General features: G+C 68.0%; 17 protein-coding genes and 1 pseudogene. 5 read left to right on the forward strand and 13 right to left on the reverse strand.

Features of this window, described 5'->3' with window-relative positions:
* Nucleotides 1–126 precede the first annotated feature (126 nt).
* The 6 genes and pseudogenes from A5727_RS19650 to A5727_RS19675 form a co-directional block, all read right to left on the reverse strand.
* Nucleotides 127–953 (reverse strand): annotated as a pseudogene (locus tag A5727_RS19650) (endonuclease domain-containing protein); the annotation flags it as partial.
* Nucleotides 954–1018: 65 nt separating this feature from the next.
* Entirely contained in the window at nucleotides 1019–1567 is a 549-nt protein-coding gene (locus tag A5727_RS19655; RefSeq protein WP_082949909.1) for a pentapeptide repeat-containing protein, read from the reverse strand.
* Complete coding sequence (locus tag A5727_RS19660) at nucleotides 1564–2142, reverse strand: GTP-binding protein (protein ID WP_068253604.1); 579 nt, start codon at nucleotides 2140–2142, stop codon at nucleotides 1564–1566. The genes A5727_RS19655 and A5727_RS19660 overlap by 4 nt, the downstream gene beginning before the upstream one ends.
* The gene (locus A5727_RS19665; protein ID WP_082949910.1) at nucleotides 2123–2491 is read right to left on the reverse strand and encodes a DUF742 domain-containing protein; all 369 of its coding nucleotides are present in this window, start codon (nucleotides 2489–2491) and stop codon (nucleotides 2123–2125) included. Before A5727_RS19665 ends, A5727_RS19660 begins: the two co-directional genes overlap by 20 nt.
* A 16-nt stretch (nucleotides 2492–2507) precedes the next feature.
* Nucleotides 2508–2927: a roadblock/LC7 domain-containing protein gene (locus A5727_RS19670; RefSeq protein WP_068253610.1), complete on the reverse strand. Its 420-nt coding sequence runs from the start codon at nucleotides 2925–2927 to the stop codon at nucleotides 2508–2510.
* Nucleotides 2924–5869 (reverse strand): sensor histidine kinase, encoded by a 2946-nt coding sequence (locus A5727_RS19675; protein ID WP_082949911.1) that lies wholly within the window; start codon nucleotides 5867–5869, stop codon nucleotides 2924–2926. The genes A5727_RS19670 and A5727_RS19675 overlap by 4 nt, the downstream gene beginning before the upstream one ends.
* 275 nt (nucleotides 5870–6144) lie before the next feature.
* Here A5727_RS19675 and A5727_RS19680 point away from each other — a divergent pair, with 275 nt between their 5' ends.
* Complete coding sequence (locus A5727_RS19680; RefSeq protein WP_068253617.1) at nucleotides 6145–6609, forward strand: tRNA (cytidine(34)-2'-O)-methyltransferase; 465 nt, start codon at nucleotides 6145–6147, stop codon at nucleotides 6607–6609.
* Nucleotides 6610–6618: 9 nt separating this feature from the next.
* Here the strand turns inward: A5727_RS19680 and A5727_RS19685 are convergent, their stop codons facing one another.
* The 5 genes from A5727_RS19685 to A5727_RS19705 all read right to left on the reverse strand — a co-directional run bounded on the left by A5727_RS19685 (nucleotide 6619) and on the right by A5727_RS19705 (nucleotide 14583).
* Entirely contained in the window at nucleotides 6619–7266 is a 648-nt protein-coding gene (locus A5727_RS19685; RefSeq protein WP_068253622.1) for a nitroreductase family protein, read from the reverse strand.
* Nucleotides 7267–7295: 29 nt separating this feature from the next.
* Nucleotides 7296–8735, reverse strand: coding sequence for a neutral zinc metallopeptidase (locus tag A5727_RS19690; RefSeq protein ID WP_068253625.1), 1440 nt, complete (start codon nucleotides 8733–8735; stop codon nucleotides 7296–7298).
* A gap of 47 nt (nucleotides 8736–8782) precedes the next feature.
* Nucleotides 8783–12079, reverse strand: a complete 3297-nt coding sequence (locus A5727_RS19695) for an error-prone DNA polymerase (protein WP_068253626.1) — start codon at nucleotides 12077–12079, stop codon at nucleotides 8783–8785.
* A gap of 47 nt (nucleotides 12080–12126) precedes the next feature.
* A complete protein-coding gene (locus tag A5727_RS19700) occupies nucleotides 12127–12999 on the reverse strand; it encodes a universal stress protein (protein WP_068253627.1) in 873 nt (290 codons plus the stop codon).
* Nucleotides 13000–13116: 117 nt separating this feature from the next.
* Entirely contained in the window at nucleotides 13117–14583 is a 1467-nt protein-coding gene (locus A5727_RS19705) for a bifunctional aminoglycoside phosphotransferase/ATP-binding protein (RefSeq protein ID WP_068253631.1), read from the reverse strand.
* 128 nt (nucleotides 14584–14711) lie between these two features.
* Between A5727_RS19705 and A5727_RS19710 the strand changes: the two genes are divergently transcribed.
* Nucleotides 14712–15695, forward strand: a complete 984-nt coding sequence (locus A5727_RS19710) for an Acg family FMN-binding oxidoreductase (RefSeq protein WP_068253634.1) — start codon at nucleotides 14712–14714, stop codon at nucleotides 15693–15695.
* Here the strand turns inward: A5727_RS19710 and A5727_RS19715 are convergent.
* Nucleotides 15692–17230: an APC family permease gene (locus A5727_RS19715; RefSeq protein ID WP_068253635.1), complete on the reverse strand. Its 1539-nt coding sequence runs from the start codon at nucleotides 17228–17230 to the stop codon at nucleotides 15692–15694. The genes A5727_RS19710 and A5727_RS19715 overlap by 4 nt on opposite strands.
* The gene (locus A5727_RS19720) at nucleotides 17227–18114 is read right to left on the reverse strand and encodes a universal stress protein (protein WP_068253636.1); all 888 of its coding nucleotides are present in this window, start codon (nucleotides 18112–18114) and stop codon (nucleotides 17227–17229) included. Before A5727_RS19720 ends, A5727_RS19715 begins: the two co-directional genes overlap by 4 nt.
* Nucleotides 18115–18248: 134 nt before the next feature.
* Between A5727_RS19720 and A5727_RS19725 the strand changes: the two genes are divergently transcribed.
* Genes A5727_RS19725 through A5727_RS19735 form a run of 3 tightly spaced genes read left to right on the forward strand, consistent with a single transcriptional unit; the run spans nucleotide 18249 to nucleotide 20115 of the window.
* Complete coding sequence (locus A5727_RS19725) at nucleotides 18249–18497, forward strand: hypothetical protein (protein ID WP_068253640.1); 249 nt, start codon at nucleotides 18249–18251, stop codon at nucleotides 18495–18497.
* A 43-nt stretch (nucleotides 18498–18540) separates the two neighbouring features.
* Nucleotides 18541–19425 carry an acyl-CoA thioesterase gene (locus A5727_RS19730; RefSeq protein ID WP_068253646.1) on the forward strand — a complete coding sequence of 295 codons (885 nt, stop codon included), beginning with the start codon at nucleotides 18541–18543 and terminating at the stop codon, nucleotides 19423–19425.
* Nucleotides 19426–20115 (forward strand): histidine phosphatase family protein, encoded by a 690-nt coding sequence (locus A5727_RS19735; protein ID WP_068253649.1) that lies wholly within the window; start codon nucleotides 19426–19428, stop codon nucleotides 20113–20115. It begins immediately after the preceding gene.
* The last annotated feature ends 6 nt before the right edge of the window (nucleotides 20116–20121 follow it).

Raw genomic sequence — 20121 nt, forward strand, 5'->3', positions numbered from 1 at the left:
GCGTACCCCGCGAACGAAACGCCATCGAACAACACCCTCCAAGCAGTCAGGTGCTGCAGCGACCACTTGAGTCTGAGCTGGAAGGGCCGTCAACAAGTCAACTTTCGGCGACAGTGTGCCCGCCCATCCCGCCGCCCTCAGCGCGGCCTCCGCGCGGTGCACAATGCCGTCGCGGTCGCAGCGCAGATGCCAGGCCGACACCCGTACGATGGTCCAGCCCAGCCCCGCAAGGTATTCCAGCCGGCCGATGTCTCCGGCGTGCTCGCGGGGATCAGTCCAGTGCTGCTCACCGTCGTATTCGACGCCCACCTGGTATTCGCGCCAGCCCATGTCCACGCGACGGCGGCCCAGTCGGATCTGCGTCTCGGGCCGTGGCAGACCGGCCTTCACCAGGAGGAGCGAAGCCTGGTCTCCTGCGGGGATTCGGCTCCGCCATCGACCAGTTGGAGCACCCTGCGGAACTGCCGGATGTTGCGGGCACCGGGATATCTTTCAGACAATGCCGAAACCTCCTGCACGGGCACACCACTGGCATTCAGCAGTGCATCGATTCGGATCACCGGCTCCTCGCCATGAAGCCGACGCCCGAGGTCGAAGGCCGTGCGCTGCACCGTCGTGCAGTTGACGCCAGCAATCCACTCAACTTCGTCATCGGCCAGGGTGTCCTTCCTGATGACGATCCCCCGCGCTGACTTGTGCTGTGTTCGTGCCAGCTCTGCGGGCGCGTCAACCGGAATCCACCTGCTGCCGTGCATGGCCGCGGCCGACAATCCGACAATGGTGGCCATCCGATTGGACCAGAGCCAGGCCGCCACCGCTCGCTGCCTGGCGGTGAACTCGGCGCCACGCGGCAGGTACACATTCCGGTACACCATTGTGTAATCGCGACGCAGTTCGCGTCGGGTCAGCCTGCCAGATGCAAGGGCTTCGGTGCCGACGATGAGGTTACGCACGTCGCGATCGTGACGCAGATTGCCGGCGAACGGTATTCACCCTGTCCGCGGCCGGATTCGGCGAGCTACTCCCCGTGCACGTCCAGCCCATGGGCGGCCGCAAAGGCCAACCCCTGGTGGATGTCGATCTTCGCGCCGCGCAGGCTCGCTGTGGTCCACAGAGTCGGGTCGATCCGGGCACCCCGAAGATCGGCCTCGTCGAACCGCGCATTGACCACCCGCGCCCCCGACAGGTCCGCACCCCGCAGCACGGCCTTACGCAGGTCCGCGTCCACCAGTGAGGCCTCGCGCAGACGACACCCGCTCAGGTCGACACCACGCAGGTCCGCCCCACCGAGCGCCGCGAGCGAGAAGTCCACCTCGTCGAAGGTCGCCGGCCGCAACCGGCATTCGACGAACGTCGATCCCATCATGCTGCAGTTACGGAATGTGCTGTGCCACAGGGTTGCTCGCCGGAAGCGGCAGTTGCGGAAAGCAGTCCCCGCATGCACCGACTCGGACAGGTTGACGCCGCTGAAATCACAGTCGTCGAACACCACGCGCTCGGTGGTCAGGCCGACGAGGTCCTCATCCCTGAAGTCGTGCCCGCTGAACTCCTGATCTGACCAGTTCACCCAGCAGCCGAAAGGGATTCCAGGGCATACTCGCTCACCGCGATCAGAGCCTCCTTGGCGGAGTTGCGATCTCGGGCGTCGACGGAGATCACCGGCACGCCCTCAGACAGCGCGAGGGCCTGCCGCACCTCCTCGGCCGGGAACCGCTGCGCATCGTCGAACTCGTTGACGGCGATGATGAACGGGATCTTGCGATTCTCGAAGAAGTCAACAGCGGCGAAGCTGTCCTGCAGGCGGCGGGTGTCGACGAGCACGATCGCGCCGATCGCGCCGTGCACGAGGTCATCCCACATGAACCAGAACCTGCGCTGACCCGGGGTGCCGAACAGGTACAGCACCAGATCCTCACCGAGAGTGATGCGGCCGAAGTCCATGGCGACCGTCGTCGTCGACTTCGACGGGGTCTCCGCGAGTCCGTCCACGCCCTCCGAGGCGTTGGTCACCATGGCCTCGGTGCGCAGGGGCATGATCTCCGACACCGAACCCACGAAGGTCGTCTTGCCGACGCCGAATCCCCCCGCGATGACGATCTTGGTCGATGCAGCGTCACGCCTCTCAGAGTGCGCGTAGGCCACGGAGCGTCCTTCCTATGAGTTCGCGTCGCTCGTCTGTCGTGGAGCGTTCGGTGATCGTCGTGTGCACCTGAAGGTAACCCGATGTGACCAGATCGCCGACCAGGACACGGGCCACACCCAGGGGAACGTCCAGCAGCGCTGAGACCTCGGCCACCGAGGGACTCCTGGTGCACAACTGGATGATCCGGCCCCGCATGTCATTGGGCGGCCAGCGGTGGAACATCGCCGACTCGACGGTGCGCAGGGGCGCCTCCATCGGCAGATGGACCGTGGTGTCCGTGCGACCGGCCGTCAGCATGTAGGGGCGAACAAGGTTCGCCTCCCGTGGTGGCACAGCCCGATCGAACATACTCATCCGTGCCCCGTCACATGTGTTGGGCCGCGCGGCGACGGGTCGACTGCACCGTGCTCGCAACCCGTTCCACGAGAATGGCCATCTCGTAGCCGACCTGGCCGATGTCACATGACTTCGACGCCAGGGTGGCCAGCTGACTTCCGTCCCCCACCTGCATGATCAACACGTAGCCGTGGTCCATCTCCACGACCGACTGCAGCACTCGGCCACCGTCGAAAAGCTGTGCGGCACCGGCCGACAGGCTCGCCAGCCCGGACGTGACCGCGGCGAGTTGATCCGCCCGCTCCGGCGGCAGGTGCTCACTTGCGGCGATCAACAGCCCGTCGACGGACACCAGCACCGCGTGCGCGACCCCCGGAACGTCCCTGGCGAACTTGGAGACCAGCCAGTCCAACGGATTCTCCCGCTGCGAACCTTGCGCGTAGCTCATTCGTCATCGAGTCCTTGGGTTGTGTTACGGGCGTGCAGGCGTGCCGCGCGCACTCCACCAAAATGATTGCTCATCGACGCGCGGATCGCATCGGGATCCCGCTCCGGGCGGCCGCCGCTCGAGCCCACCTCGCCCTCGTCGGCCCCGGAAGGCTGGTCGGCGTCGTCCCCGACTGGGGGCTGCTTCTCGAACAGCGATGCGCCGCCGGGGATCAGTCGGGCGCCGGGTGCCCGCACCGGCAGACCATGGTCGGTGCGTTCATCGATCGGCACGTTGTCCGCATCGGCCGCGGCGGCCCATCCGTTGTCCCACACCGACTTCCAGTCCTGGGGCACGGCGAGCTGTTGAACCTCCTGCGGATCCAGCCATTCCGTGACCATGTTCTGGTAGATCAGGTCGATGCCGGAGTGGGTCTGCTGCGGGGACATTTCGTGCGCGAGGCGGTCCATATCGGACAGATCGATCTCGCCGGTGTCGGCGGGATACTCCTCGAACTCAGGCTCGGGCGCCTCAGCAACCTCGGGCTCCGGCTCCTCGACGGCGGGTTCTTCGAGAACGGGCTCGTCGATCGGCGCGGGCGCCCCGGCGTCACGACGGGCCCGCCGGCGCGAGGAGAAGAACCCCGCGGTGTTCGACGGCGCCTCGGCGACCGGCTCCCCCGTCTCCGGCGACTCCGACTCGGCCGGCGACCACCAGGTGCTGGGCTCCGGGCTCGGTTCGGGCTCCTCCGCCGACGGTGCGGCGATGCCGCTGGACCCCGGGCTGCGACGCGGAAGCACCGACACGGACGCCTCGGTCAGCTCGGGTTCGCTCTCCGGCTCGTACCGGATGTCGAAGTCATCCACCGGCACGGCCTCATCGATCTCAGCAGCCTCAGCCTCAGCCTCCGCACCCTCAGGGGCCTCAGCCACCTCCGGCACCGCGAATGCCTCGTCGGCCGCAGTGGCGTCGGCAGGGCCCTCGGGTTCGTCGTAGAAGGGCGGCTCAGGCTCGGCCGCCGGCGACCACGCGAGCGGCGCGGCGGGCTCGAAACCGTCGAGCACGCTCGGGGGCAGGTACACCTGGGCGACGGTGCCCTGGCCGCTGGGGCCCGGCAGCAGTTGCACGGTCATGCCGTGCTGGCGTGCCAGTCTGCCCACCACGAACAGGCCCATATGCCGGGTGTTGTCGGGGCTGACCTCACCGCCGGCGTTCAGTCGCATGTTGGCGATGCGCAGATCCGAATCGGTCATGCCCAGGCCCGCGTCGTTGATGTCGATCAGCACACCGTTGTCGCTGGTGTGCACTGCGGTCACGCGCACCGGCGAGAACGGCGGTGAGTAGCGCAGCGCGTTGTCGATGAGTTCGGCGAGCAGGTGCACCGAGTCCCCGGCGGCCGACGACCGCAGCGAGCAGTCGGGCACCATGCCGGTCTCGACCCGCTGATAGTCCTCCACCTCGGAGGCGGCCGCGTTGACCAGCGAGGCCAAGGGCACTGGCGGGCCCTGCTCACGGGTGACCTGCGCACCGGCCAGCACCAGCAGGTTCGCGCCGTTTCGACGCATCCGGGTGGCCAGGTGGTCGAGGCGGAACAGGCTGTCGAGGCGATCCGGGTCCTCTTCGTTGCGCTCCAGCCTGTCGATCAACGAAAGCTGTTGGTCGACAAGCGTCTTATTGCGGCGCGACAGCGTCTCGAACATGTCGTTGACCATGACCCGCAGTCGGGCCTCATCACCGGCGAGCAGCAGCGCCTGAGCATGCAGCTGGTCGACGGCGTGCGCGACCTGGCCGATCTCCTCGGTGGTGTAGATCGGCAGTGGCTCGGGTTCGCTCTCGTCACCGGCCTTGACCCGCTCGACGCCCTGGGCCAACTCCTCGTGGGCGATCGTCAGGGCTCCGTCACGCAGCGTGCGCAGCGGCCTGGTCAGGGTCCGGGCGACCCACCACACGACGCCCAGCGCGACCAGGAACGCCACGAGAACCAGGGCGGCGTCGCGGATGGCGTCATTGCGCGCGTCGTTGGCCTCGTCGCCGACCGTGCCCACGACGTTGGACGTGGTCTTGGAGATCAGTTCCGACGCGATCTCGTCGGTGGTCTGGACGGACTTGAGCAGCTGCTCATTACCGACGAGCGGCGTGCTCGGATCGGCGAGCAGGCGCAGTCGCTGCACCATCTGCGACCGCAGCGTGGTCGCCTCCTCCGAGGCGCCGCCGAGCAGTTGGCCCATGCCGAGGATGGTCTGGGGTTCGGTGCCCGCCAGCGTGGTCATCGCATTGCGCAGGAAGGGCTCGGGCAGGCTGCCGCCTGCCTCGATCATCAGCTTCTGCAGTGTCATCTGGCCGTGCGCGCCGACCGCCCGGGACAGGCCGACGGCCTGGTTGCGCAGCACCTCGTCGTCCACCCGCACCGAACCGGAGATGGCGTTCTCGGCGGTCAGCAGAAGATCGCCGAAGCCCGTCACCTGACGGTCGAGCGGCACGGATCCACCGAGCACACCCGCCTGCAGCTGGCTGCCCATGACGGCGAGGTTCTCGACGGCATTGCGGACGTCGGCTTGCACGTCGTTGCCGTCGCGCGTGCTGAGCATGGCCGCCCGGGCCGCATCGAGCCGCTGGGCCGCCTCATCGACGCCCCCGTCGGTGGCCTTCGCCAACAGGACGTCGCCGAGGGCGTCCACGTAGTCGCTGATGACCGGGACCATCGCGACGCGGTCGGCGGCCAGGCGCAGATCGCGGGCCTCGGTCACACTGGCGTAGATGCGCAGGCCGCCGAAACCGGCCGCCAGCACCAACGGCACGAGGGCGATGGCGAGAACTTTCCAGCGCACCGGCCAGTTGGTCAGCGACCAGCGTTTCGGGCGCTTGACCACCGCGGGCGCAACAGGCGCCTCAGGCGTATCAACGAGGTCCGCGTCGGGACGCAACCCCGCGGACTGATCCAGTCCGGAGGGCTTGTCGAACATGGTCAACTGACGGCTCCCCCTGCCGGCCCCGGGTTTACCGCTTCTGCGATCGCACCGCTTCTACTCAGTGTCTCCGCCTTCATACAACTTCCTGCTCATTTCGACCCGACTGCACGTCAGAGCGGGCGCAAATCGCATGGCAATTGATGAAGTATGACAGTACGAACGTGACCGTTCCACAATTCTCGACGAACGCTCAGAGCCTGCCGAGCCCCTGAACAGGCCTAATTGACGCGGTTCAGCAAATTTCACCACGCACCTGCGAAGATCGTCCGATGTTTCGGCTGTTGTTCTTCTCCCCGCGGATCGCCCCCAACACCGGCAACGCGATCCGCATGGTCGCCGCGACCGGCGCCGAACTGCACCTCGTCGAGCCGTTGGGCTTTGACCTGTCCGAACCCAAGTTGAGGCGCGCCGGGCTGGACTACCACGACCTGGCGTCGGTTACCGTGCACAGCAGCCTGGACGCCGCCTGGGCGGCCCTGATGCCCGCGCGGGTCTTTGCCTTCACCGCGCACTCGACGACGTCGTTCGCCGATGTTGGCTACCGATCCGGAGATGTGTTGATGTTCGGCCCCGAACCCACCGGATTGGACGAACAGACATTGGCCGACCCCCACATCACCGAGCGGGTGCGGATTCCGATGCTCGCCGGGCGCCGGTCACTGAACCTGTCGAACGCGGCCGCGGTCGCGGTGTATGAGGCGTGGCGGCAGCACGGCTTCGACGGCGCGGTGTGATTCGGGGGACTACCAGGTGTTCCAGTGCGCCAACTGCTCGGCGGGCAGACGCTTGGCCCGCTTGAAGTCGGTGCCCTTGGTGTAGGCGATCGGGAACAGCCCGGCCTGCGAGTACTGGTCGAAGGGGATGCCCAGGACCTCGGCGGCCTCCTTCTCCCCGTCGCCGATCAGGTGCAGCGTGGTCCAGGCGGAGCCGAGCCCGCGGGACCGCAGCGCCAGCATGAAACTCCAGACCGCGGGAAGCAGCGAGCCCCAGAACGAGGCGCTCATCCCGCCGGGCGCACCGTCGCAACGACCTTCGATGCACGGTACGAGCAGCACCGGCGCCTCGTGGAAGTGGTCGGCCAGGTACTGCGCGGAGTCGACGACGGCGTCGGCGCGTTCGGCGCGCACGTCACCCTCGGCGTACGTGGGCCGATCCATGGTCCGGTACCAGGCGAAGTTCTTGGCGTAGATGTCGGCCAGCGCCTTCTTCTGGCCGGCGTCCTCGACGAACATCCACTGCCAGCCCTGCGCATTGGACCCGGTCGGCGCCTGCAGCGCGATGTCGAGGCATTCCAGGATGACGTCGCGCGAGACGGGCTTGTCGAAATCCAACCGCTTGCGCACCGAGCGCGTGGTGGTCAGGACTTCGTCGGCAGACAGGTTCAGGGTCATGATCGGAGACTACCCACGTCGTCTGCGAATCAGGGGAAACGCTGATAGCACAGCTCAGCGTCGCCCTCGAGGCCTGACCGGTAGGCGACGATGCGGGTGAACCCGGCGGGGACCGTCGCCCCCTCGACGTTGCTGGCGGCGATGCCGTTGACCAGCAGGCCGGCCACGGCCTCATCGATGTCACCGGCGGTCAGCTTCAGCCTGCGGTCGGCGGACGGATCGATCATCGCCCGCTGCGCGACACCGGTCAGGCACGCGGTGCGCAGCGCCGACGTCGGGGAGTCGACGGCGAGGCCGCGCTGCTTCTGCACCGCGAGGGCGTACCGCGACGTCACCGCCGAGATGCCGGTGTTGTCGCCCTGCAGCAGCATCAGATCGCGCCGTTCGTCGGCCGGGGCCGAGAACTTCTGCAGCGCAGGCAGATCCACCGCGATGGTGTTGCGGTCCGCACAGTACGCCACGGGTGACCCCGGCTGCGGGTTCTCACACTCACCCGGATCGAACGAGAGTGTGGGGGCCTCCGACGGTGAGTAGATGGCACCCAGATCGTCCATGAGCATGCCGAGCACATCCTCATCGAGCGGGACCTCCCCGGTCTGGACCTGACCGCCGTCGTCGGTGTCCAACATGATCGGCAGGTCGCCGCGCAGCTTGTCCACCTCGGCCTCGTCCAGCGTCCGGCACGCCGAGGTGCCGGAGATGAAGCCCATCTGGAAGGCCCCGACGCGGTCCAGTGCCGTCCCGTGCTCCTGCTGTTTGAGCAGGGACTCGAGGTCGTCGGTCAGCAGCGGATCCCGGATCGTGATCACGCCGGCCAGCACATGGTTGAGGCCGTCGCCGGTGTCCATCGTGAAGCGCGGCGAACTCCCGTCGGCCACCCAGCGCAGGTAGTCACCGGCCAGGCAGTCCGCCTGGAGTTCGACCACAAGCGAGGGCGTGCGCCGGTCCATCATGTCGGCCATCCGCTGCACCGCGTGCCCGTACTCGTGGGCCATCAGCGCGGCGATCGACATGTCGCCGAAGAACTTCTGGCCGACGGGCACCATCACACCCCGGTCCCAGGCCATCAGGTGCATCGGTGGGCAGTAGAACGCGTTGACCATCTCGTAGGTCGAGCCGCCGCAGATGCGCGGGCTGGAGCGGTCCGTGGAGTCGTAGGACACCAGACGCTTGACCGGGATGAACTCGCCTTCCAGGGCCGGAGAGTAGTTCTGCCCCCAGTACTCGGCGATGTCGTTGACCGCGAGCAGGGCGAGCCGGTCGACGGGCCCGTCGTCGGTGTTGAGCACGGTGCCTGTGGTGGGCGGCGCGTTGTCGCGGATGCCGCTGGGGCCGGTGACCGCGGGCATGCCGCCGACCTTGAAGGGGTCGTACAGCGGTGAGACCCCCTGGCCCGCAACAGTGCTGCCGCACCCGGTGATGACCATGAGAAGTGTTGTCGCCAGCGTCAGCAACACATGAGGCTTCATCGGGCCCCCTTTCGCCAATTCAGCCTAAGGGCAGCGGGAGACCACCTTCAGCGGAAATCGCGCGAACGCGACCCGACCTTCATATCGATGGGACTCATCCTGTCGGCCACCACGGTGACCGCGCCGGTGGCGTTCTGCACGATGCCGCGAATCACCAGGGCCGGTGCGGTCTGCGCCAGTTTCCGATATCGCGACCACAGCCCGGGCGCACACAGGATGTTGACCATCCCGGTCTCGTCTTCGATGTTCATGAAGGTCACGCCCTGTGCCGTGCCGGGACGCTGGCGATGGGTCACCGCTCCCGCCACCAGGACTCGCGTGCCGTCGGGAACCGACAGCAGATCCTGTGCGGGCACGACCCCGAGCGCGTCGAGGTCTGCGCGCAGGAACTGGGTGGGGAAACTGTCCGGCGAGATTCCGGTCGCCCAGACGTCGGCGGCCGCCAACTCGACATCGCTCATCCCCGGCAGGGTCGGCACATGCGACGACGTCCCCACACCGGGCAGGCGGTCGGGCCGTTCGTTGGCGGCGGCCCCGGCCGCCCACAGTGCCGTACGACGGGTGATCTCGAAACAGCTCAGCGCACCGGCGGTCGCCAGCGCCTCGGTCTGAGGCACCGTCAACTGCACCCGCCCGGTCAGATCGACCAGGGAGGCGAAGGGTCCGTTGGCCTTTCGTTCCTCGACGATCCGGGTGGCCAGATCATCGCCGATGGTGCGCACCGACCCCAGGCCGAGACGCACCACGAGGCCGCGGTTCTCCAACGTCGCGTGCGGCAGGCTGGCGTTGACGCAGGGGCCGAGCACCTCCACGCCATGACGGCGCGCATCGGCGACCAGCGACTGCGGTGAATAGAACCCCATCGGCTGGGCGCGCAGCAGTGCCGCGCAGAACACGGCGGGATGGTGCAGCTTGAGCCACGACGAATAGAACACCAGCGACGCGAAACTCAACGCGTGGCTCTCCGGGAAGCCGAAGTTGGCGAAGGCCTCCAGCTTTTCGTAGATGCGGTCGGCCAGCGCCCCGGTGATGCCGTGCCGCTGCCGCATGCCCTCGTAGAACCTGCCACGCAGCCGGCGCATCTTCTCGGTCGACCGCTTGGACCCCATGGCCCTGCGCAGCTGATCGGCCTCGGCCGCGGAGAACCCCGCGCAGTCCACGGCCAACTGCATGAGCTGCTCCTGGAACAGGGGCACCCCCAACGTCTTTCGCAGCGCGGGCTCCATCGAGGGGTGGTCGTAGGCCACCGGATCCAGCCCGTTGCGGCGTCGAATGTAGGGGTGCACCGAACCGCCCTGGATGGGGCCGGGCCGGATCAGGGCCACCTCGACCACGAGGTCGTAGAACACCCGGGGCTTCAACCGGGGCAGCGTGGCCATCTGGGCGCGCGACTCCACCTGGAAGACCCCGACCGAATCCGCGCGCTGCAGCATCTCGTAGACCGCCGCCTCGGACAGGTCCAGCTTGGCGAAGTCCAGGTCGATGCCCTTGTGCTCGGCAAGCAGATCCCGCGCGTAGTGCAGCGCCGAGAGCATGCCGAGGCCAAGCAGATCGAACTTCACCAGACCTATTGCCGCACAGTCGTCTTTGTCCCACTGCAGGACGCTGCGGTTCTCCATGCGGGCCCATTCGACGGGGCACACGTCGGCGATGGGCCGATCGCAGATCACCATGCCGCCGGAGTGGATGCCCATGTGCCGCGGCAGGTTCTTGATCTCGGCGGCGAGCTCCAGAACCTGCGCCGGGATCTCGGCGACCTCCGGCGAGTCCGCCGCTCCGTTCCAGCGGCTGATCTGCCTGCTCCACGCGTCCTGCTGACCCTGCGAGAAGCCCAACGCGCGGGCCATGTCGCGGACCGCGCTGCGGCCGCGATAGGTGATGACGTTGGCGACCTGGGCGGCGTAGTCACGCCCGTAGCGTTCGTAGACGTACTGGATCACGTTCTCGCGCAGGTCCGATTCGATGTCGATGTCGATGTCGGGTGGCCCGTCCCGCGCCGGTGACAGGAACCGCTCGAAGAGCAGTTCGTTGGCGATCGGGTCGACGGCGGTGACTCCCAGGGCGAAACAGACCGCCGAGTTGGCCGCCGAGCCCCTTCCCTGACAGAGGATTCCGTTCTCCCGGCAGAACCTGGTGATGTCATGGACCACAAGGAAATAGCCCGGGAACTTCAGCTCGGCGATGACGGCCAACTCGTGTTCGATCTGCGCATAGGCACTGCGGGCCGACTCGGGCGACCCATAGCGGTCGGCGGCGCCGCGCATCACCAGATGGCGCAGCCAACTGTCCTCGGTGTGACCGTCCGGCACGTCGAACGGCGGCAGTTGAGGCGCGATCAGCGACAGCCCGAACGCACACTGCTCCCCCAGTTCCGCAGCCGCCGTGACGGATTGGGGCAGGTGTGCGAACAACTCCGCCATCTCGTCCCCGGACCGCAGGTGCGCGCCGCCCAGCGGTGCCAACCACCCCTCGGCCTCGTCGAGGGACTTGCGGGCCCGGATCGCACCCATCGCCATCGCGAGCCGGCCGCGGGATGGGCCGGCGAAATGCGCACCCGTCGTCGCCACCACCGTCAAACCGAACCGGCCGGCCAGCGCCACCAGATCGGTGTTGCGCTGATCTTCGTCGGGGTGGCCGTGCCGGGAGAGTTCGACGCTGACCCGCTCGCGGCCGAACCGGTCCACCAGGTCGGCCAGCGCGAGGGCAGCGGCCTCGGGGCCGCCCCGGGACAGCGCTTGGCGCACATGACCTTTGCGGCATCCGGTGAGGATCTGCCAGTGCCCGCCCGCGGCCTCGGTGAGCGCATCGAAGTCGTACCGCGGCCTGCCCTTCTCACCACCGGCGAGGTGTGCCCGCGACAACTGCCGGGACAGCCTGCGATATCCCTCGGGCCCACGCGCCAGCACCAACAGATGCGGACCAGCAGGGTCGGGGGAATCGGTGCGCGCGCAGTTGCCCAGCGACAGTTCGGCACCGAACACCGTGCGCACGTCGAGTTCGGCGGCGGCCGCGGCGAAGCGCACGACTCCGTAGAGGCCGTCGTGATCGGTCAGCGCAATCGCCCGCAGATCGAGCCTGGCCGCCTCCTCGACCAGCTCCTCCGGGGTGCTCGCCCCGTCGAGGAAGCTGTAGGCCGAGTGCGCGTGCAGTTCGGCGTACGGAACCCGGGACCGCACCTGCCGCGCGCCAACGGGACGCTGATACTCGTCGCGCTTGGCCGACCACGCGGGACTGTCACCGCCGTCGAGCACGGGTTCACCCAACGGCATGCCGGCCCGGCGCGGCTTGCTGTTCAGGACGCGCTGCATCTCCGTCCAGCTCGGCGGTCCGTTGTGCCATCCCACCGCACCAGTCTATCGAACATCAGTTCGATGACATGATCTCGTGAGTGTCAGGGCTTGCGGGCGACGATCACCGGCATCCGGGCGGCCTGGGCCACCGAGGAGGCCACCGAACCCAGCAGCATGCCGGCGAACCCTCCGCGGCCATGACTGCCGATCACCAGGACCTGCGCCTTCTCACCCTCCCTGACCAGCATGTTGGCCGGCCTGGCCCACTCCACGACCCGCCGCACCCGCACGTCGGGGTAGCGCTCGCCCCACCCGGCCAACCGCTCGCTGAGAATCTCGTTCGCCTTCTGCTCCAGAGTCGCGTAGTCGACGCGCGGGCTCTCGATCAGATCGGAGTCGCTGATGGCGTGCACCGCCACGAGTTCAACGCCGCGTCGGGACGCGAGGTCGAACGCGATGGCCGTCGCCTCCTCGGACGCTGGAGATCCGTCGATGCCGACCACGATCGGGGCATCGGCAGGCCGCAGCGGCAACGGATCCTCGTCGTGGATGACCGCCACCGGGCAGTGCGCATGCCGCACCAGGCCCGAACTCACCGACCCCAGCAGTCCGCGGGCCAGGGCGCCGCGACCGCGGGAGCCGACCACCATGAGGTCGGCGTCGGCGGTGAGTTCGATCATGGTGGCCAGGGTGGGCCCGGTCGGCATCTCGCTGCGGACCTGCAGTCCCGGAGCGGCCTCCTCGGCGACCTTGGCCGCGGCATGCAGGATCTCCTGCCCCTGTTCCTCCTGCCAGCGCGTGTAGTCCGGCGGCATCGCGACCTCGGGCCACATCATCATCATGGCCGGTGTCAGCACGTGGACCAGGGTCAACGGCACGTTGCGGGACGCCGCCTCGCGCGCGGCCCAGTCAATGGCGACCTTCGATGGAGCCGATCCGTCGGCCCCCACCAGAATTCCCCGAACGCCGGCCATGTCGCACCTCTTCAATCTCGGGCCGGACTCCGTCGTCCGGCACTGTCCACGACGTTATTGCAGGGCGGGGCCCGGCCGAAAGGGCACCTGGTCACCCGGCCGGGAGGCCGTCGGTCCTCAGATCGCGACGCAGCACAGATCGGCCGCGCGCGCCACCGCATCGGAGAGTGGTTTCGCCGTGTCGATGACGTGCGCGCCCTGCCACACCACGTCGGTTCGACCCTCGAAGGCCGCCGCGACCTCGGGCGTGGCATCGGAGGTCGAACCGATCCGGTTCTGGATGCGTGCCTGCGCCTCGGCCAGCGGCACCGTGCAGGCGAACTCGAACATCGCCGCATGCGCACCGGCGGCCAGCGCACGGGCCCGGTCGCGTTCCTGCGCATCGAGCCAGGTGCCGTCCAGGATCACCGAGCCGCCGGCCGCCAGCACGCTGTGGGCTCGACGAAGCACCACCCGGTAGACCGCGGCGGTGTTCTCCGGTGTGTACAAGCCGGCGTCGATCGCGCCGGCAGCGCCCTCGATCACCCCGTCGCGCACCAAGTCCTTACGCACGTCGTCGGTGGAGATCACCTGCGCACCCAGCTGTTCGGCCAGCGACCGGGCCAACGTCGTCTTGCCCGTGCCGGGGCCACCGCCCACCAGGATCAGCTGCGGGATCGCGGCGCGCAGGTGCGACAGACACATCTCGAGGTGCCGCACGGCGTCCTCACGGGCCCCAGCCACACCCTGGCCGAACCGGATGCAGTCGACCTTGGACCGAACGAGCGCCCGGTAGGCGATGTAGAAGTGGCGCAGCGACTGCGGGGCCGAGTCGCCTGCGCGCAGGCAGTATTCGTCGAGGAAGTCGGTGGCCAGGTCGGGTCGGCCCAGGAACTCGAGATCCATCGCCAGGAACGCCGCGTCGTCGACTCCGTCGACGTGGCGAAGCTTGTCGTCGAAGTCGAGACAGTCCAGCAGCACCGGGCCGTCGTCGACACAGAAGATGTCGTCGGCCAGCAGATCGGCGTGGCCGTCGACGATGCGCCGCAGGGTGATCCGGTCCGCGAACAGCACGGCCCGTCCGGAGATGAACCCGCTCGACAGTTCCCGCACGCGCTGCAGCACCGACGCGTCGACCACCTCGTCGGCGAACACCGCCATCTCGTCGAGGTTGTCGGTCCAACGCGCCGCCACGGCGGGCACTTTGGCAGCCGAGTCGATCACGCGGCTGCGGTCCGCACGGGCATGGAACCGCGCCAGAACGCCAGCCACGGCGCGCAGGTCAGCGGCCAGATCGGGTGCATCGGCGCGCACCCGCGTACTGAGCCGGGTCGTTTCGGGATAACGCCGCATCACCAGGATGGGCTCCCGCTCGCCGGCGTCGGGCCCCTCGAGATGGGCGATGCCCAGGTAGGCCTGCGGGGCCAGCCTCCGGTTCAGCTCCCACTCACGGGCCAACGCCTGTTCCCGCAGCGCGACGGTGCTGAAGTCCAGGAAGTCGGTGGCGATCGGGCGTTTGCACTTGTAGGCCCGGTCACCGACCAGGACCACCATGCCGGAATGTGTCTCGCGGACGGCAGCGGCGGTCTCGGGCACAACGTTCATAATCCGATCATGGCCCCTTCCGGCGGCCACGCCCAACTGCCGTCCGGCACCGGCGCCAGGGACCAACGACTCTGGTCGTCGACGTCCCCCGGCGGCGACGATGGCAGCGCGAGGAAAGCGGTGGTGACATGAACCGGGATTCGGTGGACACCGATCTGATCAAGCAGGCCGTCACGGTCGCCTCTCGGGCGCCGTCGCTGCACAACAGTCAGCCCTGGCTGTGGATCGCCGATGGAGCCGAACTGCAGTTGCACCTCGACCGCAGCCGCATCATCCGGCACACCGACCGCGGCGCCCGCGAGGCACTGATCAGCTGCGGCGCGGTCCTGGACCACCTGCGGATCGCGATGGCCGCGGCGGGCTGGCAGTCCTTCGTCGAGCGGCTGCCCAACCCCAGCCGGCCGACGCACCTGGCGTCCTTGGACTTCCGTCGCGCCGAGTCCGTGGCGCCGGCCACACGAGACCGGGCCAATGCGATTCTGCGGCGGCGCACCGACCGGCTGCCCCTGCTGGCCCCCAGCGACTGGGCCGTGCTCGAGTCCGTGCTGCGTGAGCTCGTCGACGGTGACGCCGTGCGCCTGGATGTGATCGACGACGAACTGCGGCCCGAACTGGTGGCGGCATCCCGCCTCGATGCGGCGATCCGTCGCAACGACGCCGACTACACCGCCGAACTCGAATGGTGGACAGGACCTTTCGAACTCGATGAGGGCATACCGCGACGGGTGCTGGTGTCGGCGGCGGAGGCCGACCACGTGGAGATGAACCGGGCGTTTCCGGTCAGCCGCCACGGCGACCGGCGCTCAGCGGTGTCCCGCGACCACGCCACGATCCTGATGCTGTCGACCCCGGCCGACACGCCCTCGGACGCGCTGGCGGCGGGCGAAGCGCTCTCGACGGTGCTGCTGGAGTGCACGGTGGCAGGACTGGCCACCTGCACGGTCACTCACCTGACCGAACTGGAATCCGGCCGCGCACTGCTGTCCTCGCTGATCTCGGGTACGAGTGCCCCGCAGGTCCTGATCCGGGTCGGAACCGCGCCCCCGCGGCACAGCGCGGGCGCCGCGACGCCGCGACGTCAGCTCACCGACATCCTGCGGTTCCAGCGTTAGACGGCGGTCTCGCGAAGTGCGGGGGTGTCGCGTCGCAGCGTCTCGCCCTGGAAGAAGGCCGGACTGCGCATCCGCATGACGAACATCAACACCACGCCGAGGGCGAGGATGCCGAATCCCATGAAGAACACCAGGCCGATGCCGCCGATCGCGGCGCCGCTGCCGTTCTCCGGGTTCATGCTCTCGTAGATCGAGATGACGAACACCGCCGCCAGGATCAGACCGCCCAGCAGTGGGAACAGGAACTTGAACACCGCGTTGTGCACGCTGCTGAACAGTTCGCGACGGAAGTACCAGATGCAGGCGAACGCGGTGATGCCGTAGTACCAGCAGATCATGATGCCCAGCGCGGCGATGGTGTCCAACAGCGTCGACTCCGACAGCAGGCTCACGACCGTGTAGAACACACCGGTCACCACACCCGCTGTCACCGTGGCGAACACCGGGACCAGAAAGCGCGGGTGCACCTCGGCGAACCGCTTCGGGAACGCGCCGTAGGCCCCCATCGCCAGCATCGCGCGTGCCACCGGCAGGAAGGTGGTCTGCAGGCTCGCCACCGACGACGCGAACACCGCCAGGAACAGCAGCAGACCGCCCGCGCCGCCGAGCACCGGTTCGGCCAGCGCCCCGAACACGTTGGCGGAGTTCTCCTCATTGCCCAGCCCGAGGCCGGTGTCCCCCACCCCGGCGTACATCATGACGGCCACCGCCACCAGCAGGTAGGTAAGCAGGATGGAGATCACGCACAGCAGCCCGGCCCGTCCCGGGGTCTTGGTGGGGTCCTTGGACTCCTCGCCCAGGGTCAGACAGGTGTCCCAGCCCCAGAACGCGAAGATCGACCCGGTGACCCCGATGACGAAGGCGCCCAACGCCAGACCGGAGAACGGGTTGAACCAGTCCAGATCGAAGCTGAGCCCGGCCGGGGCATCGCCTTTGGCCACGTGGACCACCGCGACGATCGCGAAGGTGATCAGCACCACCATCTGGAAGCCGACGAGGACGAACTGCACCCGCTCACTGGTCGTGATGCCACGGCAGGCGATCCAGGTCGCCAGCGCCAGGAACGCCAACGTTGTGAGGATGTTGATGGCGGTGTTGCCGGCCAGGTCGGCGATCGCCGGTCTGTTGGTCACCTGCGCGATGAACAGATAGAGGAACTCGACGGCGATCGCCGCCAGGTTCGACAGCACGATGATCGAGGCGATCACCATGCCCCACCCGCACATCCACCCGACGTAGGGTCCGAACGCCTTGGTGGACCACGTGAACGAGGCGCCGCAGTCGGGTGCCCGCGAGTTGAGTTCGCGATAGGCGTACGCGGTCAGGAACATCGGGATGAAGCCCGCGATGAAGATGGCGGGCATCTTGAGGCCGACGGCCGCGACGATCAGGCCGATGCTGGCGGTCAGGGTGTAACCGGGGGCGACACAGGAGATTCCAAGGATCGCCCCGGAGAAGGTCCCGACCTTGCCCTCGGCCAGGCCTTTGGCCTGAAGCCCGCTGCGCTCCTCGACAGCGTGCAGTGATTCGTTCACGGCAGATCCTCTTCACTGAGCTGGTCTCGGGGGACGACGATCATCGGCACGTCCAGCACGCGCAACATCTTGGCCGCCGTCGAGCCGAGGAACAACCGCCGGGGGGCACTGAGCCGGCTCGAGCCGACCATGATCAGGTCGCCGTCGTGCCATTCCAGCCTGCTGACCGCCTCCTCGATCGAGGCCGCGTCGGCCACCGTGGCGCTGACCGGAAACCCTTCAGGAAGTTCATTTTTAGCTGATTCGAGGGTGAGGCGAGCATGGTTGAGCGCGTACTCGCGGATGGCGTCGCTGTCACCCCGCAGCGACCCGAACACCGGGTCGAGCGTCACCAGCGAGGCCAACCGGAGCGGAGTTCCGGCAACGGCGCAGAAGCGCACGGCCGTCTGCAGCAGCAGGTCCGCGCCGGCTCGTTCGCCGACGGCGCAGGTGACCTCCCGGACGGAGTCGACCCTGGACTCCCGGATGCCGCGCGGTGCTACCGCGACGGGCACGGGTGAGCTGTAGAGGAGTTCGTTGACCACCGACCCCAGCGAGAAGCTGCCGGCCAGGCCGCCGCCGGCGCCGCCGACCACGAGCACGTCGGCCTCCAGGCGACCGACCTCGTCGATCAGACCCTGAGCGAACGACTCCGAGAACAGCCGGTGTCCATGGGCGACCAGGCCCGGCGGCACCTGCGCCACGGCCTCGGACAACCATTCATCGGCCTGTTCGGCGACCAGTTGGTCGTAGCTGGCCGGTGCCCCGCCGAGGGCGGGCAGCTTGCCGGGCGGAAGGATCAGGCAGATCTCCAGTTGCGCACCGAGACTGCGCGCCAGCCGGACGCCCAGGGCCAGGGCGTCAGCGCCGCCTGGCGTCGCAAGATAACCGACCACCAACTTCATCGAGCCGCCACCACCGATCCCGCGCCGAGGTGTTCGGCGCTCGCGGATGTAATCCTGACAACCCCGACACCGGGGTGTCGCCTGTTCGTTGAAATTGCCGTGCTTGAGCACCGACCGTGTGCGATGCTCGCCACATGCTCACGGTGTTGCGCCGGGTGCTCAACCACCGAATCAGCGTCGAACAGCTGATTGAGCTCGCGCTGTGGCTGGCGATCCCCTACCTCGTGGTCGGCATCGGTTTCACGTTCCTCAACGCGGATCGGGTGGATGTGTTCGCCAGCCGGCTGCAGTACCAGCTGCCCGCCGGGGCCGACCTGGTGGCGTTCGGCCACACCACCGCACTGTGGCCGCTGCTCTGGCTGGCTCCGGACGTCTGCCGCTGACCCGGGTGCACGGCGTGGGAGTCGGCATGGCTCTATTAGAGGCGTGCCGGAGAGACTGAAAGACATCCTGGATCTGTTCGCGCTCGACGAAGTCGGTGACGGGGTTTTCCTGGGACCGCAACCGGACGACGACATCGAACGGAGCCGGGTCTACGGCGGGCAGGTGGCCGCGCAGGCCGTCGCTGCGGCCGGGCGCACCGTGACCGACCGTCGCCCGCACAGCCTGCATCTGGCGTTCCTGCGCCCCGGCGACACGACCCGGCCGCTGCGGTACGAGGTCACGACGCTGCGTGAGGGCCGGACGTTCTCGACCCGACGGGTCACCGCGCTGCAGGGTGACGTGGCGATCATGGAGGCCCTGGTGTCCTTCATCGTCGACATTGACGGCTACGAACACCAGATTCCGATGCCGGATGTGCCGGGCCCCGAACACCTGGCCGACGTGGAGGAACAACTGCGAAGCCATCTCGCCAAGACCGGTGGCGACGAGCGGTACGTCACGCTCATGCGGTTCCGCATCGCCGAAATGCGGTATGTCGACCCACCGCCGCGGATCGCGATCGACGCACCCACCGGGGATGAGACGGTGAGCCGGCTGTGGCTGCGACTGCGGGACGATCCTCCCGCCGAACTGCTGCTCGACCCATTGCTGGGAACCTGCATGCTTGCCTACATCAGCGACTGGACGATCCTGGATCCCCTGCAGGCCGCGATCGGCCGGACCTGGCAGGACCTGGACGTGATGGCTTCGGTGGATCACGCCATGTGGTGGCACCGACCCGTCGACTTCTCCGATTGGCTGTTGTACGACCAGCGTTCCAGCACCGCCGGCGGTGGCCTGGGGTTGGGCAATGGGGCAATCTTCAACGCCGACGGCACCCTGGTCTGTACCGTGACGCAGGAGGGCTTCGTAGGGAGGCGACGCTGAATGAGGGTGCTCGCGTGCGTGATCGCGGTGGTCCTGCTGGTCGCCGGATGCGGCTCTGGACCCCCTGCGCCAGAGTCGATCACGCTCACCTTCGTGCGGCATGCCCAGTCGCAGGGCAACGCATCCGGTCTCATCGACACCTCGGTGCCCGGCCCCGGTCTCAGTGAAGAGGGCCGCAGGCAGGCCCAGGCCGCCGCGGATGCACTGCGCGGCAAGGAATTCGACGGCGTCTACGCCTCCAACATGGTGCGAACGCAGCAGACCGCCGCCCCGTTGGCGGCCGACTTGGACGAGCAGGTGGAGGTGTTGCCGGGCCTGCGCGAGATCGAGGCCGGCTGGTTCGAGGACAAGCCAGAATCCCAGGTGGCGAGCACGTACTTCCTGGCACCGGAGCAGTGGCTGGACGGCAACCTCTCCGCCGCGATCCCAGGTTCGGTCACCGGCAAGGAGTTCAACGATCGGTTCACGGCCGCCGTCGCCGAGATCTACGACAGCGGCGACAAGAATCCGGTGGCCTTCGCGCACTCGGGGTCGATCATGCTGTGGACGCTGTTGAACGTGGCGAACCCCAACGACGGTCTGCTGCTGAACCGTCCGCTGCCCAACACCGGCCGGGTGGTGATCGAGGGCAACCCCGTGACCGGGTGGCAGCTGGTCAACTGGGACGGGATCACCGACTTCGGACCGTAGGACTGT

Origin of the sequence: Mycobacterium sp. ACS4331, from assembly GCF_001667265.1 — a bacterium.
In the GTDB taxonomy this organism is placed as follows: Bacteria; Actinomycetota; Actinomycetes; order Mycobacteriales; family Mycobacteriaceae; genus Mycobacterium.

What these genes read in the sequence shown, in the direction of transcription:
- A5727_RS19665 (WP_082949910.1), bottom strand. Translation starts at nt 2,491, where the DNA reads ATGTTCGATCGGGCTGTGCCACCACGGGAGGCGAACCTTGTTCGCCCC.
- A5727_RS19670 (WP_068253610.1), bottom strand. Translation starts at nt 2,927, where the DNA reads ATGAGCTACGCGCAAGGTTCGCAGCGGGAGAATCCGTTGGACTGGCTG.
- A5727_RS19675 (WP_082949911.1), bottom strand. Translation starts at nt 5,869, where the DNA reads ATGTTCGACAAGCCCTCCGGACTGGATCAGTCCGCGGGGTTGCGTCCC.
- A5727_RS19680 (WP_068253617.1), top strand. Translation starts at nt 6,145, where the DNA reads ATGTTTCGGCTGTTGTTCTTCTCCCCGCGGATCGCCCCCAACACCGGC.
- A5727_RS19685 (WP_068253622.1), bottom strand. Translation starts at nt 7,266, where the DNA reads ATGACCCTGAACCTGTCTGCCGACGAAGTCCTGACCACCACGCGCTCG.
- A5727_RS19690 (WP_068253625.1), bottom strand. Translation starts at nt 8,735, where the DNA reads ATGAAGCCTCATGTGTTGCTGACGCTGGCGACAACACTTCTCATGGTC.
- A5727_RS19700 (WP_068253627.1), bottom strand. Translation starts at nt 12,999, where the DNA reads ATGGCCGGCGTTCGGGGAATTCTGGTGGGGGCCGACGGATCGGCTCCA.
- A5727_RS19705 (WP_068253631.1), bottom strand. Translation starts at nt 14,583, where the DNA reads ATGAACGTTGTGCCCGAGACCGCCGCTGCCGTCCGCGAGACACATTCC.
- A5727_RS19710 (WP_068253634.1), top strand. Translation starts at nt 14,712, where the DNA reads ATGAACCGGGATTCGGTGGACACCGATCTGATCAAGCAGGCCGTCACG.
- A5727_RS19720 (WP_068253636.1), bottom strand. Translation starts at nt 18,114, where the DNA reads ATGAAGTTGGTGGTCGGTTATCTTGCGACGCCAGGCGGCGCTGACGCC.
- A5727_RS19725 (WP_068253640.1), top strand. Translation starts at nt 18,249, where the DNA reads ATGCTCACGGTGTTGCGCCGGGTGCTCAACCACCGAATCAGCGTCGAA.
- A5727_RS19735 (WP_068253649.1), top strand. Translation starts at nt 19,426, where the DNA reads ATGAGGGTGCTCGCGTGCGTGATCGCGGTGGTCCTGCTGGTCGCCGGA.